General features: G+C 51.3%; 15 protein-coding genes. 14 read left to right on the top strand and 1 reads right to left on the bottom strand.

The genetic code is table 11. The features are described 5' to 3' along the window. Positions 1-17 precede the first annotated feature (17 nt). The 13 genes from FQB27_RS06735 (at position 18) to FQB27_RS06675 (ending at position 15,177) form a co-directional block, all read left to right on the top strand. Positions 18-1,817, top strand: a complete 1,800-nt coding sequence (locus FQB27_RS06735) for an adenine deaminase (RefSeq protein WP_206374416.1) — start codon at positions 18-20, stop codon at positions 1,815-1,817. 18 nt (positions 1,818-1,835) lie between these two features. Further along, entirely contained in the window at positions 1,836-2,843 is a 1,008-nt protein-coding gene (locus tag FQB27_RS06730; RefSeq protein ID WP_169560148.1) for an adenosine deaminase, read from the top strand. Between the two features lie 73 nt (positions 2,844-2,916). Beyond that, entirely contained in the window at positions 2,917-4,002 is a 1,086-nt protein-coding gene (locus tag FQB27_RS06725) for a BMP family ABC transporter substrate-binding protein (protein ID WP_169560147.1), read from the top strand. Between the two features lie 411 nt (positions 4,003-4,413). Beyond that, positions 4,414-5,454, top strand: a complete 1,041-nt coding sequence (gene dctP, locus FQB27_RS06720) for a TRAP transporter substrate-binding protein DctP (protein ID WP_169560146.1) — start codon at positions 4,414-4,416, stop codon at positions 5,452-5,454. Between the two features lie 163 nt (positions 5,455-5,617). Further along, positions 5,618-6,184 carry a TRAP transporter small permease subunit gene (locus tag FQB27_RS06715; protein WP_169560145.1) on the top strand — a complete coding sequence of 189 codons (567 nt, stop codon included), beginning with the start codon at positions 5,618-5,620 and terminating at the stop codon, positions 6,182-6,184. Positions 6,185-6,195: 11 nt separating this feature from the next. Next, positions 6,196-7,509, top strand: a complete 1,314-nt coding sequence (locus tag FQB27_RS06710) for a TRAP transporter large permease subunit (protein ID WP_169560888.1) — start codon at positions 6,196-6,198, stop codon at positions 7,507-7,509. Between the two features lie 355 nt (positions 7,510-7,864). Further along, positions 7,865-8,314, top strand: a complete 450-nt coding sequence (locus tag FQB27_RS06705) for a YaiI/YqxD family protein (protein WP_169560144.1) — start codon at positions 7,865-7,867, stop codon at positions 8,312-8,314. A gap of 1,000 nt (positions 8,315-9,314) precedes the next feature. After that, the gene (locus FQB27_RS06700; protein ID WP_169560143.1) at positions 9,315-10,478 is read left to right on the top strand and encodes a hypothetical protein; all 1,164 of its coding nucleotides are present in this window, start codon (positions 9,315-9,317) and stop codon (positions 10,476-10,478) included. 590 nt (positions 10,479-11,068) lie between these two features. Beyond that, the gene (locus tag FQB27_RS06695) at positions 11,069-12,376 is read left to right on the top strand and encodes a tyrosine-type recombinase/integrase (RefSeq protein ID WP_169560142.1); all 1,308 of its coding nucleotides are present in this window, start codon (positions 11,069-11,071) and stop codon (positions 12,374-12,376) included. A 12-nt stretch (positions 12,377-12,388) separates the two neighbouring features. Then, positions 12,389-13,042, top strand: coding sequence for a hypothetical protein (locus FQB27_RS06690; protein WP_169560141.1), 654 nt, complete (start codon positions 12,389-12,391; stop codon positions 13,040-13,042). 124 nt (positions 13,043-13,166) lie between these two features. Further along, on the top strand, positions 13,167-13,355 hold the full coding sequence (locus FQB27_RS06685) for a helix-turn-helix domain-containing protein (protein WP_169560140.1): 189 nt from the start codon (positions 13,167-13,169) through the stop codon (positions 13,353-13,355). Beyond that, entirely contained in the window at positions 13,355-13,648 is a 294-nt protein-coding gene (locus FQB27_RS06680; RefSeq protein ID WP_169560139.1) for a CHC2 zinc finger domain-containing protein, read from the top strand. Before FQB27_RS06685 ends, FQB27_RS06680 begins: the two co-directional genes overlap by 1 nt. Then, positions 13,645-15,177 carry an AAA family ATPase gene (locus tag FQB27_RS06675; RefSeq protein WP_169560138.1) on the top strand — a complete coding sequence of 511 codons (1,533 nt, stop codon included), beginning with the start codon at positions 13,645-13,647 and terminating at the stop codon, positions 15,175-15,177. Before FQB27_RS06680 ends, FQB27_RS06675 begins: the two co-directional genes overlap by 4 nt. 587 nt (positions 15,178-15,764) lie before the next feature. Here the strand turns inward: FQB27_RS06675 and FQB27_RS06670 are convergent. Continuing rightward, positions 15,765-16,391, bottom strand: a complete 627-nt coding sequence (locus FQB27_RS06670; RefSeq protein ID WP_169560137.1) for a hypothetical protein — start codon at positions 16,389-16,391, stop codon at positions 15,765-15,767. 1,115 nt (positions 16,392-17,506) lie between these two features. Here FQB27_RS06670 and FQB27_RS06665 point away from each other — a divergent pair. Continuing rightward, on the top strand, positions 17,507-18,592 hold the full coding sequence (locus FQB27_RS06665; protein WP_169560136.1) for a hypothetical protein: 1,086 nt from the start codon (positions 17,507-17,509) through the stop codon (positions 18,590-18,592). Positions 18,593-19,037 lie beyond the last annotated feature (445 nt).

Genomic DNA, 19,037 nt, shown 5'->3' with positions numbered 1-19,037 from the left:
GCCCAAGGTCCGCTTTCATGCTTCTAACGTCAGTAACCAGTGAGGACAGGATGGAACTGAGAGACCGCATTCGTGCCGGCGCGGGCGAGATTAAAGCCGACTACGTGATCACCAACGGCAACCTGATCAACGTTGCATCTTCCGAAATCTATCCGGCGGAAGTCGCCATCAAGGACCAGTATATTGTGGCCATCGGCGACGTGGACCACTGCAAGGGTCCCGACACCCGGATTATCGACGCCGAGGGCGGCTATCTCAGCCCCGGCATGATCGACGGCCACCTGCATGTTGAATGCAGCAAGCTGTCCGTCACCAGCTTTGCCAAACTGGTTGTTCCCCTTGGCACCACCAGCATTGTCTCCGGGCTGGACCAGATTCTGGTCGTTGCCGGACTGGAAGGGGTGCGTCACTTCCTTGATGAAGCCAATGGAAGCCCCATGGGCATTTTCTGGGGCGCACCGTGCAAGACCCCTTACACCATGCCCACCTCCACCGTCGGCCATTATTTCGGCCCGGATGATCACCGGGAAACCCACGAATGGCCCGAATGTATCGGCATCTGGGAAACAGTTCGCGAATTCATTCAGGAAGAGGATGAGCAGGTTCTGGAAGCCCTCGAAATCGCCGAGAAGAACAACCTGCCGGTCTTTGGCTGCGCCCCCATGTGCCGCGGCCACAAGCTGGCCAGCTATGCCAACGCCGGGGTCCGCCTCGACCATGAAAGCTACACGGTTGAAGAATCCCTTGAAAAGCTGCGCAACGGCATGTTCGTGGTTGTCCGGGAATCCTCTATCTCCCACTTCCTTGAGGAAAACATCCAACTGGCGACCAAGCTGGCACCGAAAGCCCAGCACCGCGTCAGCTTCTGCACCGATGATGTTGTGGCTTCGGATGTGCTGAAGCGCGGCCATCTGGACAACATGGTCCGCATGGCCATCCGCGAGGGTGTTGACCCGATCAGCGCCATCCAGATGGCAACAATCAACAGCGCGGTTGCCTATCGCATTGACCACAAGGTGGGCATCATCGCGCCGGGCCGTCTGGCCGATATTGTCATTGTGGACGATCCTGCCACGTTCAATGTCCAGCAGGTGGTTGCCAAGGGCAAGCTGGTCGCCAAAGGCGGCAAGATGATCACGGAACTGAAGGCCCCGGCCCGGCCGGCGTCCCTGACGGATACCTTCAAGGTCAAACCGACATCCCCGGATGATTTCAAGGTTCGCACCTCACTGGATGCGGAAAAGGTCAAGGTACTGGCCATCGAAGCCACCAACCAGATCTTTGTCCGTAAGGGCAAAGAGGTTGTCATGAATGTTCGGAACGGCGAGGTCCTGCCCGATATTGACAACGACCTGATCTATATCTCCGTGGTGGAGCGTTACGGCAAGACCAACAACCGGCCCACCGGCATTGCCTCCGGGTTCAACCTGAAACGGGGGGCGCTGGCCACCTCGACCTCGCCCGATGACAACAATATCGTCTGTATCGGCACCAACAGCGAGGACATGAGCATCGCCGTCAACCATATCATCGCCGCTGGCGGTGGTCAGGTTGTGGTGGATAACGGTGAAGTGGTCGAGTTTCTGACCCTGCCGATCGGCGGCATTGTGTCCGACATCGAACCGTTTGAAATGGCCGTGCTTGAAGAAAAGCTGGACGATGCTGCCCGCACCCTTGGTTGCGATGTCCCGTGGCCGTTCATGTACATGTTCGTCCTGTCCATTACGGCCATCCCGGATTACGCCATGACAGACCTTGGCGTTGTTGACTGTGTGGCCCTTGAAATCGTCGATCCGGTGCAGGGACCGGCGGAATAACACGTGAAAGGAAACAAGATGGAAAGCATTGAAACATTTATCGAAGGCATGCCCAAGGCGGAACTTCACGTTCATATCGAGGGAACGCTTGAGCCGGAACTGAAATTCGAACTTGCCAAGCGCAACAGCATCAGCCTGCCCTACGCAACCGTAGAGGAAATGCGCGGCGCCTACGATTTTGACGACCTGCCGTCCTTCCTGAAAATCTACTACGAAGGCATGTCCGTCCTGATCACCGAACAGGACTTTTACGACCTGACCTACGCCTATCTGGAAAAGGCCCATGCGCAGAATGTTCTCTATGCCGAGATTTTCTTCGATCCACAGGCCCACACCGTCCGCGGCGTTTCCTATGACACGGTCATCAAGGGCATTCGCCGGGCGCAGCTGGATGCCCGCAAGAACCTGAATGTGGATACCCGCCTGATCATGTGCTTCCTGCGGGACATGTCCGCTGAATCCGCCATGAAGACGCTTGAACTGTCCCTGCCCTACAAGGACTGGATCATCGGCGTTGGTCTGGATTCGGACGAAGCCGGCAACCCACCCCTCAAGTTTGCCGAGGTCTTCAAGAAGGCCCGCGAGGAAGGCTATCTGCTGACCATGCACTGTGATGTGGACCAGAACAACTCTGTCCAGCATATCTGGCAGACTCTGAACGACATCGGTGTTGATCGCATTGACCACGGTGTCAACTCGCTGGAAGATGAAGCGCTTTGCGCGGAAATCATCAAGCGGAAACTGGCCCTGACCGTCTGCCCGATCTCCAACGGGTATGTAACCGACAGCATGAAGACGCCGGAAATCAAGAAGATGCTGGATAAAGGGATGCGGGTCACTGTGAATTCGGACGACCCCGCCTATTTTGTCGGCTATATGACCGAGAACATCGTGAAGACCCAACAGGAAGCCAACCTCTCAAAAAACGAGGTTATCCAACTCACCCGCAACGCGTTTGACGGCTCCTGGCTCCCTCAGGCAGAAAAAGACAAACTGCACGAAAAGCTGACCGCTTACGCGGGTTGATTACCTGCAGGAAGAGGGAGCCCCCGCCCCTCTTCCACTACTGACCACAGCTCCCAATAGGAAAGGGAAACCAATGAAACGCAGATTTTTCCTCAAATCCCTGCTCGGTACGCTCTCTGCGGCGGCCCTCGCCCTCACTGCCGCCCAGGCAAGCGCGGAAGACAAGCTGAAAGTCGGCTTTGTCTATGTCGGTCCGATCAGCGACTATGGCTGGTCCTACCAGCACGATCAGGGCCGTCTTGGCCTTGAAAAAGCCCTCGGCGACAAGATCGAAACCACCTATGTTGAAAACGTCAAGGAAGGCGCGGATGCAGAACGGGTGATCCGTCAGTTGGCCTCCTCCGGTCACAACCTGATCTTCTCCACCTCTTTCGGTTTCATGAACGCCACCCTCAAGGTTGCCAAGAAATTCCCCAACGTGAAATTCGAACATGCAACCGGGTACAAAACCGCTGACAATCTCAGCATCTATGCCGGTCGCTACTACGAAGGCCGTTACATCATGGGCCAGATTGCCGGCAAGCTGACCAAGACCAACAAGATCGGCTATGTTGCGTCCTTCCCCATTCCCGAGGTTGTTCGCGGGATCAATGCCTTTATCATCGGCGCCCGTTCCGTCAATCCCGAAGCCACCATCACACCGGTCTGGGTAAACACCTGGTATGATCCGGGCAAGGAAGGCGACGCAGCCAAGGCCCTCATCGATCAGGGCGTTGACATCCTGACCCAGCACACCGATTCCCCGGCCCCCCTGCAGGTCGCCGAGGAAAGAGGCATCTTCGCCTTCGGTCAGGCATCCAACATGATCGCCTTTGCCCCCAATGCCCAACTGACCGGCATCGAGGACAACTGGGTTCCCTACTATGTGAAGCGCACCCAGGAAGTTCTGGACGGCACATGGAAAACCGGCGAAGTCTGGGATGGCCTCAGCACAGGCATGGTCAAGATGTCCGACTATACCAACATGCCTGAAGAAATTGCCGAAATGGCTCGCAAAACAGAAGCCGCCATTGCCAAGGGTGAAATCAATCCTTTCACCGGCCCGCTGCGCAAGCAGGACGGCTCCATTGCTGTTGAAGAAGGCAAGACCATTCCGGATGCGGAACTGGCTGGCATGAACTACTATGTTGAAGGCGTGATCGGCAGCCTGCCGAAATAACCCCTTCCCCCCTTCTGGTTCGCCCCGCGTCCATGGGGCGAACCGTTCTCTCTCTTTCCCCCGGGGCTGGTCCCCAACCGCTCCCCCACCCGTTTCTGCCGCCCTCTATCTGCGCCCCATATCGCCAGCGCGGCAGGCCCCCTTCCCGGCAAGCCCGGCTACAGCGCCGCCTGGGCAGCCACCTGCATGATTTTCCGTATCATATTGTGAAGGCTTGTAAATCCGGCTTTCATGTTTTATCATTTTTTAGAAATATACTGAAATTGGGCATAATGAAATAACCAGAGACCCCAAATTTCACGGCCCGGATCCCAGTATGTTTTCTAACAAGGGACTAATTGCTGCGGTAACCAACAATGAATAATACGGCTGATTGGGACAGACGTAGCACCGCAACTCGGGAGAAACTGCATGACAAAAACAACACAGGGAATAAACCGTCGCCACGCACTTGCCGGGGGGGCCGCTGCCGTCGCCGCGCCTTTCATGATCGGCAAGGCCGCCGCCGCGACAAAAGTCACCTGGAAAGTTCAATCACACTGGCCCAAGGCATCCTCATCCTTTGGCGACAGCCTGATGATCATCGCCGAGGAACTCAAGAAAAACACCGACGGTCAGTTTGAACTTCAGCTTTTCGGCGCGGGTGAATTTGCCAAGGGCCGCGAGATTTTCAATATCGTGCGTCGCGGTGTCGTGGAAATGGGCACGATTTCACCGGGCTATATTCTCGGCGAAGCCCCCACAGCCGGTATCGCGCTTGGCGTGCCGGGCACCTTCCGCGAAGCATGGGAATTCTCCCATTTCCTCAAGAATATGGGATTTGAAGACCTGTTCAACGAAGACCTTGCCGCACATGGAGTGGTCAGCCGGGCCGAGAAAATCTATCCAACGGAACTGGTTGTCTCCAAGCCTATCAATTCACTGGCGGACTTTTCCTCGTTGAAACTCCGCTCTTCCGGCAGTTACCTGAAATTCCTCGAAGCCGCCGGGGCCTCAACCCAGAATATCGCCGGGCCTGAACTCTACTCCAGTCTGGCCAGTGGTGTCGTGGACGGTGCCCATTGGGGTGCCGCTCAAGGCGCCCTGTCCATGAGCCTTTGGGAAGTTGCCAAATACCACATGAAACCGACCATGGGACTGGCCGTGGACACACTGATTATGAACCAGAAAGCCATTGATGACTTGCCCGCAGACCTGCGGTCCGAATTCTTCAACCTTCTGGACATGCGTTTCTGGAAACGGACAGCAGAATACCAGTACAAGGAAAAGCTGGCTCTCACCAAGGGCCTGAAAGAACAGAACATCACCATTGCCCAGTTCCCGCCCGATGTGCTGGAGAAATTCTCGGAAGCCTCCAGTGCCATTCTGGCCGAAGAAAGCGCGAAAGGCGGAAATGCAACCAAGGCAGCCGACCTGCTCGTCAGCTTCCTCAAAGGCATGGGATACGTATAGGCACGGCCCCGCCTTTCGGACATCAGCCAAATAACCGCCAGCCTCGTCGCCTCTCGTCAGGATTTTCTTCCTGAACGGGAGGCGGGATGGCTGGCGGTGCAGACTACCGCAAAGAAATCTCTACTGTTGCAACCACAAACACAATAATAATGGGGAGGCTAATATGAGGGGACTGGTCGCATTCGCCCGTGCTGTTACGGCGACGAACGCCTGGATCGGGCGCCTGGCAAGTTATGCCGTTCTTTTACTTTTCATCCTGTTGCTGGGCGATGTGATCATGCGCTATGTCACACAAAGCCCTGTATCCTGGTCATCGCTGGCCTCAAAAATGATCTTTGGCGTCTATGCCATCATCGGCGGCGGATATCTTCTGGCCCGGCGCGATCATGTGAATGTTGACCTTTTTTACGGCAGCTTCTCACCCAAGAAAAAGGCCCTGACCGATATCGCCACATCCTTTCTGTTCTTCCTGTTCCTCGGGGTTTTGCTGACCGAAAGTTTCTCCATGGCGACCGACAGTATTTCCCGTATGGAAGTGAGCTATGAGACCACATGGCGCCCCTATATCTGGCCCTCGAAAACCCTGATCTTTGTGGCTGCAGCCCTGTTGCTGCTGCAGGGGATCGTCAAGCTGATTGCGGATATCATGATCCTGCTGGATATGGAGGTGGATGAAACCGCCTTCGGCCCGTTAAACGATGACGATATCCACGAGAAGGAGACCGTTTGATGTATGATCTCCTGAGTATCGAGGTTCTCACCCTCCTGTTCTTTGGCCTCCTCTTTGTCTTCATCATGCTGGGCGTACCGCTGGCATTTGTTCTGGGCGGCCTGTCGATTGTCTTTCTCTATTTCGAGCAAGGTCCCATCGCCTTCTACCTGATCGCTTCCAAGATGTGGGACCTGATGGAGACCTCCTCCCTCATCGCCATTCCCCTTTATGTCTTCATGGCCCTCCTGCTGGAGAGAAGCGGGGTGGCCCATGACCTCTACCGGATGATGCATCTCTGGTGGGGCGGGCTGCGCGGTGGGTTGGCCATCGGCACCGTTGGTATCTGCACCATCTTTGCCGCCATGTCAGGGGTCTCCGGGGCGGCTGTGGTCACCATGGGCACCATCGCCCTCCCCCAGATGCTTAAAAGGGGCTATGACAAGCGGCTGGCGCTTGGGGCCATCAATGCGGGCGGAGGATGGGGCATCCTGATCCCGCCGTCCATCCTGATGGTTCTCTATGCACTGATTACCGAGGTTTCGGTTGGCAAGCTGTTTGCCGCCGGGGTGTTCCCCGGTCTGCTGCTCTTTGTCCTTGTCTCGCTCTATATCGGCATTCGGTGCTGGTTCCAGCCCCATCTCGGTCCGTCCCTTCCCGAAGAAGAACGGGCCGACTGGGCGGAAAAGATCAATGCGCTCAAGGCGATCTTTCTGCCGGTCTTCATTATCTTCATCGTGCTCGGCGCTATCTTTGGCGGTTTTGCCACGGTTACCGAGGCGGCAGCGGTTGGCGTCTTCGGGGCTCTGGTTGCCAGTGCCGTGAACCGGAAACTGAGCTGGAAAGTGATCTCCGAAGCCTCCTTGCGTACCTTCCGTCTGACCACTGTCATCACATGGATTGTGTTTGCCGCCCATGCCTATTCCATGGCCTACACCGCCATGGGGGCCGAGGAATTCATCACCCATCTGACCGCCCAAATCCCCGGCGGAAAATGGGGGGCGCTCGCCTTCATGATGCTGGTTCTACTGATGCTTGGCATGGTTCTGGACCCGGTGGGCATCATGCTGATCACCCTGCCTGTGTTCCTGCCACTGGTGGCTGCACACGGCTTTGACCCCGTCTGGTTCGGCATTCTCTTTGTCATCATGATGGAGATCGGCTACATGACCCCGCCCTTTGGTTTCAACCTCTTCTATTTGCGGTCTGTTGCCCCGCCCGAGGTCACCATGAAGGATATCTACTGGTCCGTTGGCCCCTATACACTGGTCGAACTGTCCGGCTTGCTGATCATCGTGATTTTCCCAACCATTGCGCTCTGGTTGCCCAATTACCTGTTCAGCTAACCCGGCGAAAGGCTCCGGCCCTTGGCCTTTAACACTCACACGCCGTCGGACCCCGGTCTTGCGGCGTGTGAAACCTTTCTCTTTCAGCAAACCTCCAGCATCACACCCCGTGCCCCACAATGCGATGCCCTACCCTGATCTGCTCGGCCCTGCCCTTCTCCGCTAAGCCCTGCCCCTGAAAAGTCCGGTATACGGTGTCGCAAGAAAGGGTTTCCGTGCCCTCTAGCGTCAATGATGCTACCCTCACCAATCAATACAGACTTATAATGCCCGATACTGGCAGCCTATAGACAGCCCCCATTCCCTCGGGATAGGGGGAACCAGTGACAGCGCGGCAGACAGATACAGGGACCAGATGACACGTATTTTTATTGATGCAGATGCCTGTCCGGTAAAGGATGAGATTTACCGGGTCGCAGGACGACATAAGCTATTAAGCTATGTGGTAAGCAATAACTGGCTCCGCCTGCCCCAAAGCCCGCTGATTGAACAGGTTGTGGTCGATGCCGGGTTTGATGCTGCGGATGACTGGATTGCGGACAACTGCGGCCCGAAGGATGTGGTGGTCACCGCGGACATTCCCCTGGCGGACCGATGCCTGAAGGCCGGGAGCGTTGTCTTGGGCCCAACCGGTTCTCTCTTCACCCACAACTCCATTGGCATGAAACTCGCTATGCGAGACCTCAACGCCCATTTGCGGGATATGGGAGAGATTTTCGGCTTCAACGCATCCTTCTCCAAAAAAGATCGCAGCAATTTCCTCAACGTGCTCGAGAACACCCTGCAAAAACTGAAACGAGCCTGAGCACTCCCGCGACAGATCACGCCCGGCACCGCCTGCCTCAAATCGTAAAAACCCGTAATTTTTAACGTTATTCGTTATTCTTGTGGCAATCGGCAGTTCTTTTCTGACTGTCAGCGTAAATCTTTACGTTTTCTGTAAGGTTTGAGGATGTGCTTTGGGCATAAAAAAAGCCCCGCTTTGTAGCGAGGCTTTTTGTTTTGGTTGCGGGGGCACGCAAGCAACGACAGTCTATAAAAATACCTGCCAAAACAGCTAGGTAAACTGCTGTCACATCTGCGCTGTGCCCGTAATGTCTAACAATACTTGATTCACCATTGGTCACGAACGGCCCATTCCTGCCGTTAAATACATCCTAAGACGCCCAATGTAGCATCACCAAAGCGGTCGTTCACAATGCAGTACTGCCCAAGTTTAGACTAACCACTTACCTCGAAAATGTCCGTTGGTGCATCGGGTTGACTTGACGAATTGCTCTCGCAAGCTCATATTTTAACAGTCATTCAGTTGGAGACCGTTGTGTCTCTGGGGATGGTGGGGGGTTCGACTCCCCTGGTGTTATCAGGACTCGCTCTGATTTTTCTGGCTCTAATAATCGCCTCGAAACATTGGCTACGTAAGGGCACCAGCAATGAAAGGAGATCCTCTATGGAAAAAAAGTCTAACGTTAATGCCTACATCAACCTGTCTAAGTCCGTCCACGAAGCTATTCATGAAATCGCAGTGTCGTTCGGAGCGGGTTTCCTTGGTGGCATCATCCCATCCATTGTTCCGCTACGCTACCAAGCGTAGCGGAACTTAACGTTAAAATATTTTGCCGTCCAGCGGGCCCATAGCCGACCTTCATCTACTAGTAGCGATCTAGCATGTATATTCCCGGAAGCGAACGTTCGATCAAAGACTATTAATTTGAAAAATTAATAGGTAGCTATATTGACTTTTGAGGCATTCGATCAGTGCCAACTCTGCGACGTAGAGAGGTATACGTTGCGGGTAACGTGATATGGTGTTACCCAGTGATATAAAAAATAACATGCGGTTTAGTCCTTTGAACTCACCAACGACCTTTGTCAACGAAACAGCCCGACAACTTGGACTTCTCTTTAAATTTGCTCGCCAAATGAACGAGTTAGATTTCGCAGGATCGTTGAGTGGAGAATTCAGGGGCATGCAAGATGCAGGTTGGTCCACCACAATCACTGCGCAACAAGTGTTCGAAGAGCTAAACGAGCGGATGGCAGCAAGTCCTGTGGAAACTCTCGCCGAAATGCGAATAATCTTGCTTCTATACTGCCAGCTTTCAGAGGCTGGAGGCGTGTATGAGAGCCTAAAGAACATGATGGGTATCGTTGAGAATGCTCCCTACAATCTTTGGCCGTTCCGAGATTTGGTACGGGTCAAGCAAAATCCCAATCGTGTTATTGGGCCAAACGCGAATGCAACATTCCGAGACTTGGCGATCCAAGCCCAAAAGATCGGAATGACAGGGCTGTCGTCAGCATTCGAGAATGTGTTCCGTGACGATGTACGCAACGGGATGTATCACTCCGATTACATCCTCTGGAACGATGGACTACGACTGCGCCGTCGAAATGGTGGGAATGTGACTCGCATTGAGTATGCAGAAGTGTCTGATTTAGTTGGCATCGGTTTGGCGTTCTTCCAAACGCTTCAGGCACTGCGCACATTTGCGGTTCAGTCTTTCGATCCACCGCGAGAGATCATCGGGCGCTTTAGCGCAAACCTTCCGATGCCCTGGACAGTTAGCTATGACTCCGAAACAGGAGCGTTTTCAATCAGTGGCTCTTCGCCCGGCTCTGTAACATCACCAGAGTATTTGGCGCAGGAGGCGATCAACGAATATCTTGGTGGTTACGTCATGGCTGTGTTCAGAGCTGAGGGATGCGACGATATTCCGAATGTAGACTTTTTTGAACACGGCTTTGAGCCATCCGAAATTGATCTTTCTAAAAACAAGTTTGCCGAGCTGCTAAATGACGTCGAAGCGCGAGGCTTGTGGGACCAAAGAGAAGCCGACACGAAAAATGAAGGCTTATTGACTCTGAGCCCATGGGGTTTCAGCTATATCAAAGATGAGGATGATCTTGTAAGCCTAATTGGTGATCCCGAGTTCGCTCTGACCTTCGAGCCATCCGAGAAGGCCTAGGCATGACAGCCGAATGCACGTGCAAAAGCTTGATTTCTGCACGCGCTCCGGTTTTGCCGCTGACGCGGAGTCGTTCACCGCTTCTTTCGAAAGCATATGGGCCTTTCCCCCGGTCAATTCAGAACCAAAAAGCAGGAGCAACTCCCCCCCAAAACATTTGCGGCGTGGCCCTGACATGACCAGAGAAAGAACACCCTGCAAAAACTGAAACGAGCCTGAGCATTCCCTCGACAGATCATGCTCGCACCGCCGGCCTCAAATCGTAAAAACCCGTAAATTTTAACTATATTCGTTATTATTATGGCAAGCAGCAGTGCTTTTCTAACTGTCAGCGTAAATCTTTACGTTTTCTGTAATGTTTTGGGATGTTCTTTGGGCATAAAAAAAGCCCCGCTTTGTAGCGAGGCTTTTTGTTTTGGTTGCGGGGGCAGGATTTGAACCTGCGACCTTCAGGTTATGAGCCAAACAGGGGAGTGTTTAACCGGGGTTACTGAATAGATATAACCTGTTATTTTCTATACATATTTCCGCCACATTCGTTTAATAGAGATAAACTCAATGCGGTCAATTTTACGGAAATAGGTAGCCCTATGGTAGCCCCCAACGAGAAAATCAATTTTACCAAGGCGGCGCTCACCGCCCTTCCCCTGCCACCGGAAGGCAAGCGGTATTCCTTCAAGGATAGCCGGGTGCCCGGCCTGATTATCCGGGTCATGCCGAGCGGCCTGAAAAGCTTCCAGCTCTATCAGAAGCTTCAGGGGCGGCCGATCCGGGTAACCTTGGGCAAGTTCCCCGACATGACCATTGAGAAGGCCCGTAACGCCGCCACACAGGCCAAGGGCGAGCTTGCCAGCGGCACTAACCCCAACGTCGAGAAAAACCGCCTTCGCAAGGAAATCACCCTCAAGGAGTTGTTTGATCTCTATATGGACCGCTACAGCAAGGTTGAGAAGAAAAGCTGGCGCTATGATGAGCGGGAAATCAACAAGTTCCTGTCCCACTGGTTCAACCGTAAAATCTCCAGCATCAGCAAGTATGACATCAAGACCCTGCATCTCAAGACCAAGGAGAGGAACGGGCTTTATCAGGCCAACCGGATATTGGAGCGCATTCGCTCCATGTATAACAAGGCCATCGAATGGGGATGGAACGGCGACAACCCGACCAACGGGATCAAGAAGTTCCGGGAAGAAGCGCGGGACCGCTATGCCCAGCCCAATGAACTGCCCCTGCTCTTTGCCGCCTTGGATGAGGAACTGAACGAGGTGGCGCGGGACTATCTTTATGTGTCCCTCTATACCGGGGCCAGAAAAACCAATGTGCTGCAAATGCGGTGGGAGCAGATAGACTGGCATAACAGGACATGGCGCATCCCGGAAACCAAGAACGGGGACCCTGTCATCGTTCCGCTCTCCATTCCAGCCGAGCAGCTCTTGGAAAGCCGCCTGAAGGCTTCTCAGGGCTCCCCATGGGTGTTTCCCAGCGACAAGAGCAAGGCGGGGCATCTGAATGATCCCAAGAAGGCTTGGACACGCATTCGCCAACGAGCCACCCTTGCCCTCTGGAAACAGGATGACATCCTGCTTCCCCTGATTAGCAAGGTGCAGGAAGGGCGCGATCCCGATGAGGATATCGGACAGGTATTCAAGGCCATTGAACAGGCCGCCAAGGACAAGGATATTCGGTTACCGACCGGACTGATGGATATCCGTATCCATGATATCCGCCGCACCTTTGGCAGCTATCAGGCGATTACCGGGGCCAGCGAGGCGATTATCGGCAAGTCCCTAGGCCACAAGTCCAGTCAGGCCACCCGTGTCTATGCAAGGCTCCACAATGACCCGGTTCGGGCCTCTATCGACAAGGCCACCGAAGCCATGCTGCAATTCAAAAAATAAGAAAGACACAAGATGTATATGCGAGATCAAAGGAAGCCACTGGAGCTTTCTGAAAATAAGTTGCAGGAACTCGTTGCTAAATTTGAAACGATCACAGGGGTGGAGTTTGATGAAAAATCTGCAGATACAATCAACAACCTTATCGGAATACTCCGAAAAAAATATTTCGTTGAGCAAAGCATACCCGACAACAAAAAAATCCGGAGCGATATTGAAAGGGTCCAAAAATATGCTGAGAAACTGCACAAGCTAATTGTTGAAACATCTGGCTATACAATGATTGATGCTTTTCAAACCGCCTTTCCCCAAGACGGCCCGCAGCTTGTGGATATTTTGGAACATATCAATCTCCTGATTGAGGGCGGCGAATTTGCAAAAGAAAAGCTGAGCGCAAGAAAGAAATCCAACAGACAGACTTTCACTGATACGCGGCAGGAGATTGCCACGGAATTAGCTAGAGAACTGGCAAGAAAGCAAATCCGGATCACCAAATACAGGGATGGCCATTTTGGACAATGCTTAAGGGAATTCCTGAATGCCTGTAACGGGAAAACTAACTATGGCCGCATCACTATTTACATACCGGAAGACCTGCTAACCCTCATAAAAACTGCGGCAGACACGTATCAAACAGCTCCCCCGCATATCCTCCTTCAATTTAGGTGAATTTTTAAGGGTGATTTTTTCACCACTTTTTTCAACCTAAAAACCGTTAAAGAAAATTGCTTTTTAATAATCCAGAAGCACCGGGCGTTGTGTTCGGTGTGTTTGATTATTCTGGAACCAATAAATGAGCATAAATCTTCTGACTGCGGGCGAAGTCTCCAACATCCTTGGCGTCACCACGGGTACGCTGGCCGTCTGGCGGGCGACGAAACGCTATGACCTGCCTTATGTCAAATCCGGGCGGCTGGTGCGCTACAGGGAGCAGGACGTCCATGCCTTCATCCTCTCCCGCCTGAACGGGGAGGCTTCCTGATGACGGTCACAGCGACAGAAATAAAAAACCGGATATCACCGGACCATTATTACAGCCGGCACCTGAAAGGCCATTTTGGCCGCCATACGGGCCACAACTGGTATCACTGGAACGGGCTTTGCCCGTTCCACCCCGACCGGAAACCCGGCTCGTTTGTCGTGAACCGGGAAAGCGGGGCGTTTAAGTGCTTCGCTTGCGGGGCACAAGGCGGCGATATCCTGTCCTTTCATATGCAGGCCAGCCAGCTTTCTTTCAGGCAAGCCCTGCGGCATTTGCAGGAGGTCTATCCATGACGGAAGTGAAGCGGTGGATATATCGCAAACCAGATGGAACCAGTATCGGCCATGTTATTCGACTGGACGAAACCGGAAGCAAACAGATTGATCCGGTTAAAAAGCAGATTATCCCTTACTTTAGACCGGACGGAAAACCGGGCATTCCCAGCGATCTTCCCGGATGCAACCGGTTATTCGGGGTTGAAACCCTGTCAGACCAGTTTGCACCGGTCTTTATCCCTGAGGGGGAGAAATGTAGTGCGGCCTTGCACGGGCTGGGCTATCAGGCCGTGACCAGCTTGGGGGGCAGCAATCAGGTCCAGCTTGCTGACTGGTCGATCCTCAACGGCATGAGTGAGATATACATTCTCCCCGATACCGATGAGGCCGGGGATCAGTATGCCCGGAAGGTCTATGAAGCCCTCCGGCCTTTGGTGGACTCCGTAGCACTATATGTGCTTCGCTTCCCGCTTCGGGACAAAGCGGATATTTGCGATTACCTCAATTCCCTGCCTGAGCTTGCCGACTGGAACGAACTGGATGATCTAGCCGATCATCCAGATCGATACCAAGTCCGGAGCCATCTCAACAGCTATATTGAGCAGAACAGGGAGCCCGTTCCGGCTCACTGGAAATTCATTGTCACGCCGAACAAACACCGGCTGATTGCCGCCAATGACTTCAGGCAGCTCAAGCTCCCCGAGAGGAAACTGCTGCTTGGGCCATGGCTGGCCGAGGGATCGATCAATATGGTGTTTGCCGACCGTGGGATTGGCAAAACCTTCTTCTGCCTGTCAGCGGCCCTTGCCGTGGCCAATGGAGGCACCTTCCTAAGCTTTGAGGCCCCTGCCCCGGCCCCTGTCCTCTATCTGGATGGGGAGATGCAGGCCACGGCCATGCAGGAGCGGTTCAGGGCACTTTCGAATGGAGATGACACGAAGGCTCCCCTCCATATCTATACCCCGGACATTCAGGATCAGGATAGCGGCACGCCGGATATCGGTCTCGATACGGGACGGCAGGCAATCGACCAACTGATTGCCCTGGTCAATCCCCGGGTGGTGTTTATCGACAACATCTCGACCTTCGTACGGACTGGTAACGAGAATGAGGGGGATAGCTGGGCCCCGGTGCAGGAATGGGCTGTCCAGCTTCGAAAACGTGGCATTGCCATTGTGTTTGTTCATCATGCCAACAAGGAAGGCAAGCAGCGGGGCAGTCACAAGAAAGAGGATGTCATGGACATTGTGATCCAGCTAAAACGGCCCGATGACTATCTGGCCGGGGAGGACGCCACCCGGATGCTCGTCAGGTATACGAAGGCACGGCATCTGGAAGCCAAGGACACAAGAGATATGGAAGCTACGTTACGTAACGAAGAGGGCTCCCTCGTTTGGACGTACGCGGCGGGTGATCCCACCTACGTAAGGTGCATTGAGCTTTTGAAAGAGAACCTACCGTACGGGGAAATAGCCGAGGAGCTAAACGTATCGAAACCCACCATCACTCGTATGAAGCAAAAGGCGCAAGCCGAGGGGCTGCTATAACAAGCCCCCTACATACGTACGAGAAACCGGATGTTCGTATGTACGTACGACATGGAAAGGTAAGGTTCAAAGGCAGGTTTCAGCAGGGCCGGGCCTTCCATACGCACCGTTTCACCGTTTCGGGGGCTAGGCCCCGAAACGGTGAAACGGCCCCTCACAACTCAATTCCCTTACGAACTACCATCTTTTCCAAACGCCGCCCTCTGTTCAGCTCCTACTCACCCGCGTCCATCTATTGACGCCTCTCATCCAGCGTTTCTCCGTCAAATTGCCAAAAGGCCCTCCCCGGCATGGCTTTCCAGTCATAGCCCATATCATGGAAAACCTTAAGCACAGAGGCGGACAGACTACTCCGTTCTCCCTCAAACTCAACAGAGTAAATATCAATCCCCGTTCAGATTACTTCAAGGGTATCCTGCAAAAAATAATTCACCCCCCACTGGAATAACCGCCATGGAAAAATTGAAATATCTTTCACGGATGCAGGCTCTATCAAGCACTCTCTGATCATCAGTAGGCCCTTTTTATCCATTACGATTATTCATCAGCTATCTAACTCGACAACAAAATCTGGGTAGGTCACTTCACTAGAGGATCTCTTTTTCATCTCTACCTCTTCTCCTTCCCCACCAATGGACAAACCAGCCCAACAGGAATATTCCTGTACCAAACAACGGGACAGCAGCAGGTAAAGGGATAACAGATAAGCGCACATTATCCAAATTCGCCTGCACACAAGGAACCGGACAAGAAATAGGCACCCTATTCAAACCTATTATTAGAAAATCCAAGTTCATAAAACCTACACCGGGGTGAAAACTTACATAGTCACCAAAACCCGTAATCTCACTTGAGGCAACAATAGAGCCATCACGATAGCCAGTAATACTAACAGTCTCATATATCAGCGCATCGCACACCCCGAGGCAGCTTGCCCGTACAAACGGATCAATATCAAACCCAAGAACATTAAACCTTTTTGCCATTGAGAAACTTACATCACCTGCATAGGCTGTCGTTCCGTTCGCATAAATACCGAGATCACCGTTATCAAAGCCAAAAAAAGGCAACCCACTAACTGATGTTACTGTTATTCCATCCTCTGAATAGATTTCCCCTCCTGCACTTAAAGAGCCTCCCGTGAATGTCATGGTCGCAGCCGAAGCTGTGACACAGATTAAGCTACAAAGGCACGCTATGATGACCGCTTTCATCCTGTCCTCCGGATTCTTAAAAATTGCGGAAACTCTTTTCCACTAATTATTCAAAATAGCGCGTAAAACTGGAATATGCATTCCGTCACCCTAAATTACCGTAAACGGGTAAGATCAGTTTTTTAGCTGCTGCGAGGGTTGATAAATGCCAACCGCAATAAAAATGGGGGGATTACCGTGTAATTGCACTTATTGTTTCGGGATTTGTTGGGATTCCGTTGTCGCAAGTAGTGTTCCACAGAACTTATATTGCCAAATCACTAATTTTGGCACTGTTTGTTCCTTCTCAAATAGCTATATGGTATCGAACACAAACTTCCAGACGTATCGTTGCCGTTTTTCTAGGGCCAGTTTTTGGAGGTTCTGTATGGGCGCTTGAGTGGGTAATGATTTTTACTGGACAAATTACGAACCCATTAGTTGGTAGCATAATAACAACTACTTCTATTGCCGCTTCCGGTACGATAGCTTTTTTGATTTGTCACAAGAGTAAGCGCTTACCAAAAAATTCGTCAAACCCTGATTGATTGCTACCACCCTGAATCTAGGTCCGGTTTGAAGTTGGTGTTTTCGTTCTTTTTTACGGAGGCACTCATGAAACGCAGCAAATATACTGAGCTATTCCCCAATGGTTGGACAGGATTGCCAGCGATTTACGGGGCCAGTTCATCATATGATTCAGGCTCGGACGTGGAGGACGCCTAATGCCATGCTATAAAGTAAAGTGCTATGAAGGTGGCCTCTGGGATAAAGCCGCTCCTCGCAACATTGAAGCGCTGAATGAACAGAAAGCCGCAGAAAGTATTTGTGGTGGGGGCGAGCCCCTTGTAGAGGGCGGAAAAATTGGGCAATTGCGCGCTGAAGTATGGCTACCTGCTTCGCCTAACAAAAAGAAGTATTTCTATGTTCGAGGATAGACAAGGTTAATGAGCCGTCGATGGTTGGCAGCGGAAATCGTCGTTGATAATATGATAAAAACAAAATGTCGGCGATTGATGACAGGTTAGCAGAGGTGCTCCGTGTCTTTCACAAAGAGGTGGTCCTGCTAACAAGTCAAAAAAGCAGAACCACTTCTAAGCAGTAAACATAGACTGCTTATTCGAGGGAGTGTCAAAATGTTTTCATTCTTCAAAAAATCAAAACCAAAGGCGGATAGTGAAGTGATCCGTGGCTTGTTGGAGATTTTATATTTTTCACCTTCTGCAGGAACTTTTTTTCAGCCAATTCCAATTATATCGTTAAATAAAGAGCTCCGTATTAAGGTTCTTCTTTTTACGTACGGGTTTATTGATTGCTATTGCCAATCATCAGGCAAATCTAATACGGAGTTTTCTCAGATTGTAAATGAAGTTGATGATTTTATTTTGTCAACAACTGGCATTAGCTTAGTTGAATTTGTTTGTTCTGAGGAATACCGAAAAGCATTCAAAGACCCTTATCTTTTGAAAATAATAAAAATAGGAGGAAAGACGTATAATGACTTTGCATCAAAAGATGAAGAGCTAGGAGGACAATCAATCATAAGACTTAGGGGGCTCATAGACCTTTGGCAGGCGAATTATGATGGTCGAATTACAAAACTTGGAGATGTCCCCTTAGATGGGAAAGAACCTGATTTTGAGAAAATTAGGAATGAACTTCAAGCTAGCATAAAGAGAATTTCCGATAAAATGCATGTGGATGATACGGCGTATTCTGAATCAGAGGATTTGAAAAAAATATACTCTGAAAGAAAAAATTATAATTACGTACTAAAATCAATTTCAAATCAAGTAATAACCAGCTTAAATGATTCAAAATCATTTGACGAAATAAACAATATATATAATAAATACAAAAATATAGATAATTTATATGAATCAATTCCATATTTATACTTTAAAAGTAGACTCAGAAACACCTTATTATCTGGATTCTATCACGAATCAGCAGACAAACTAAGTGAAACTGGTGCTACGTTGTTAAATATTTATGATAAAATAAACGACCAATTAGGGCATTTGAAAACTTTAGATTACAATGCATTAGAAGAAGACTTCACAAACATTAGAAAAGATATCGCCAATATCGATACATCAATGAAAGGCGAATTGCTAGTCAATCAGATAAAAACATTATTCGACCTAGCTATGCCTAGCGAGAAATTGGCAATTGCCAAGTGGACAGCAAAACAACTTGGCTCCGAATTTAAGAGCAAGTAGATAAAGAACACTCCGAAAGACTGGTCTCCAATTATACAGGAGGTTGAAATACCTGAAAAAGGATGTTGGTATATTGAGGGATATTTGCAAACAAAGTTTTATCTTTTCTGACAGAAAAAGAAATTGCAGTTCTTCTGCAACGACTTTGTTCTAAAAGCCTAAGTTTTGATGATATTATTTTCGCCCCACTGCGCAATGAATGCTTCAGATTATAGACCGTTACTAACGCTTAGAAGTAATGCATCAAGCAAAAAAGTATAATTACCATTAGTGACAATCCTCATTTTGTAGCTCTCTCAAAGCCCAAGATGACGACATCCATCACTATTCCGGCCTACGTTCCCCCGTTCCCCTGTAGCCCTCAAGGTAGCCCTTTGGTAGCCCTGAACGCAAAAACGGCTTAGCGGTTGCACGCTAAGCCGTTGATATTCTTGGTTGCGGGGGT

Origin of the sequence: Sneathiella chinensis, assembly GCF_012720115.1 — a bacterium.
GTDB lineage: Bacteria > Pseudomonadota > Alphaproteobacteria > Sneathiellales > Sneathiellaceae > Sneathiella > Sneathiella chinensis.
Note: the sequence above shows the minus strand (reverse complement) of the source record. Positions and strands in the feature narration are given on the sequence as shown.

Excerpts from the sequence above, each read along its gene's own strand:
- FQB27_RS06735 (WP_206374416.1), top strand. The coding sequence starts at position 18 with ATGCTTCTAACGTCAGTAACCAGTGAGGACAGGATGGAACTGAGAGAC.
- FQB27_RS06730 (WP_169560148.1), top strand. The coding sequence starts at position 1,836 with ATGGAAAGCATTGAAACATTTATCGAAGGCATGCCCAAGGCGGAACTT.
- FQB27_RS06725 (WP_169560147.1), top strand. The coding sequence starts at position 2,917 with ATGAAACGCAGATTTTTCCTCAAATCCCTGCTCGGTACGCTCTCTGCG.
- dctP (WP_169560146.1), top strand. The coding sequence starts at position 4,414 with ATGACAAAAACAACACAGGGAATAAACCGTCGCCACGCACTTGCCGGG.
- FQB27_RS06715 (WP_169560145.1), top strand. The coding sequence starts at position 5,618 with ATGAGGGGACTGGTCGCATTCGCCCGTGCTGTTACGGCGACGAACGCC.
- FQB27_RS06705 (WP_169560144.1), top strand. The coding sequence starts at position 7,865 with ATGACACGTATTTTTATTGATGCAGATGCCTGTCCGGTAAAGGATGAG.
- FQB27_RS06700 (WP_169560143.1), top strand. The coding sequence starts at position 9,315 with ATGGTGTTACCCAGTGATATAAAAAATAACATGCGGTTTAGTCCTTTG.
- FQB27_RS06695 (WP_169560142.1), top strand. The coding sequence starts at position 11,069 with ATGGTAGCCCCCAACGAGAAAATCAATTTTACCAAGGCGGCGCTCACC.
- FQB27_RS06690 (WP_169560141.1), top strand. The coding sequence starts at position 12,389 with ATGTATATGCGAGATCAAAGGAAGCCACTGGAGCTTTCTGAAAATAAG.
- FQB27_RS06685 (WP_169560140.1), top strand. The coding sequence starts at position 13,167 with ATGAGCATAAATCTTCTGACTGCGGGCGAAGTCTCCAACATCCTTGGC.
- FQB27_RS06680 (WP_169560139.1), top strand. The coding sequence starts at position 13,355 with ATGACGGTCACAGCGACAGAAATAAAAAACCGGATATCACCGGACCAT.
- FQB27_RS06675 (WP_169560138.1), top strand. The coding sequence starts at position 13,645 with ATGACGGAAGTGAAGCGGTGGATATATCGCAAACCAGATGGAACCAGT.
- FQB27_RS06670 (WP_169560137.1), bottom strand. The coding sequence starts at position 16,391 with ATGAAAGCGGTCATCATAGCGTGCCTTTGTAGCTTAATCTGTGTCACA.
- FQB27_RS06665 (WP_169560136.1), top strand. The coding sequence starts at position 17,507 with ATGTTTTCATTCTTCAAAAAATCAAAACCAAAGGCGGATAGTGAAGTG.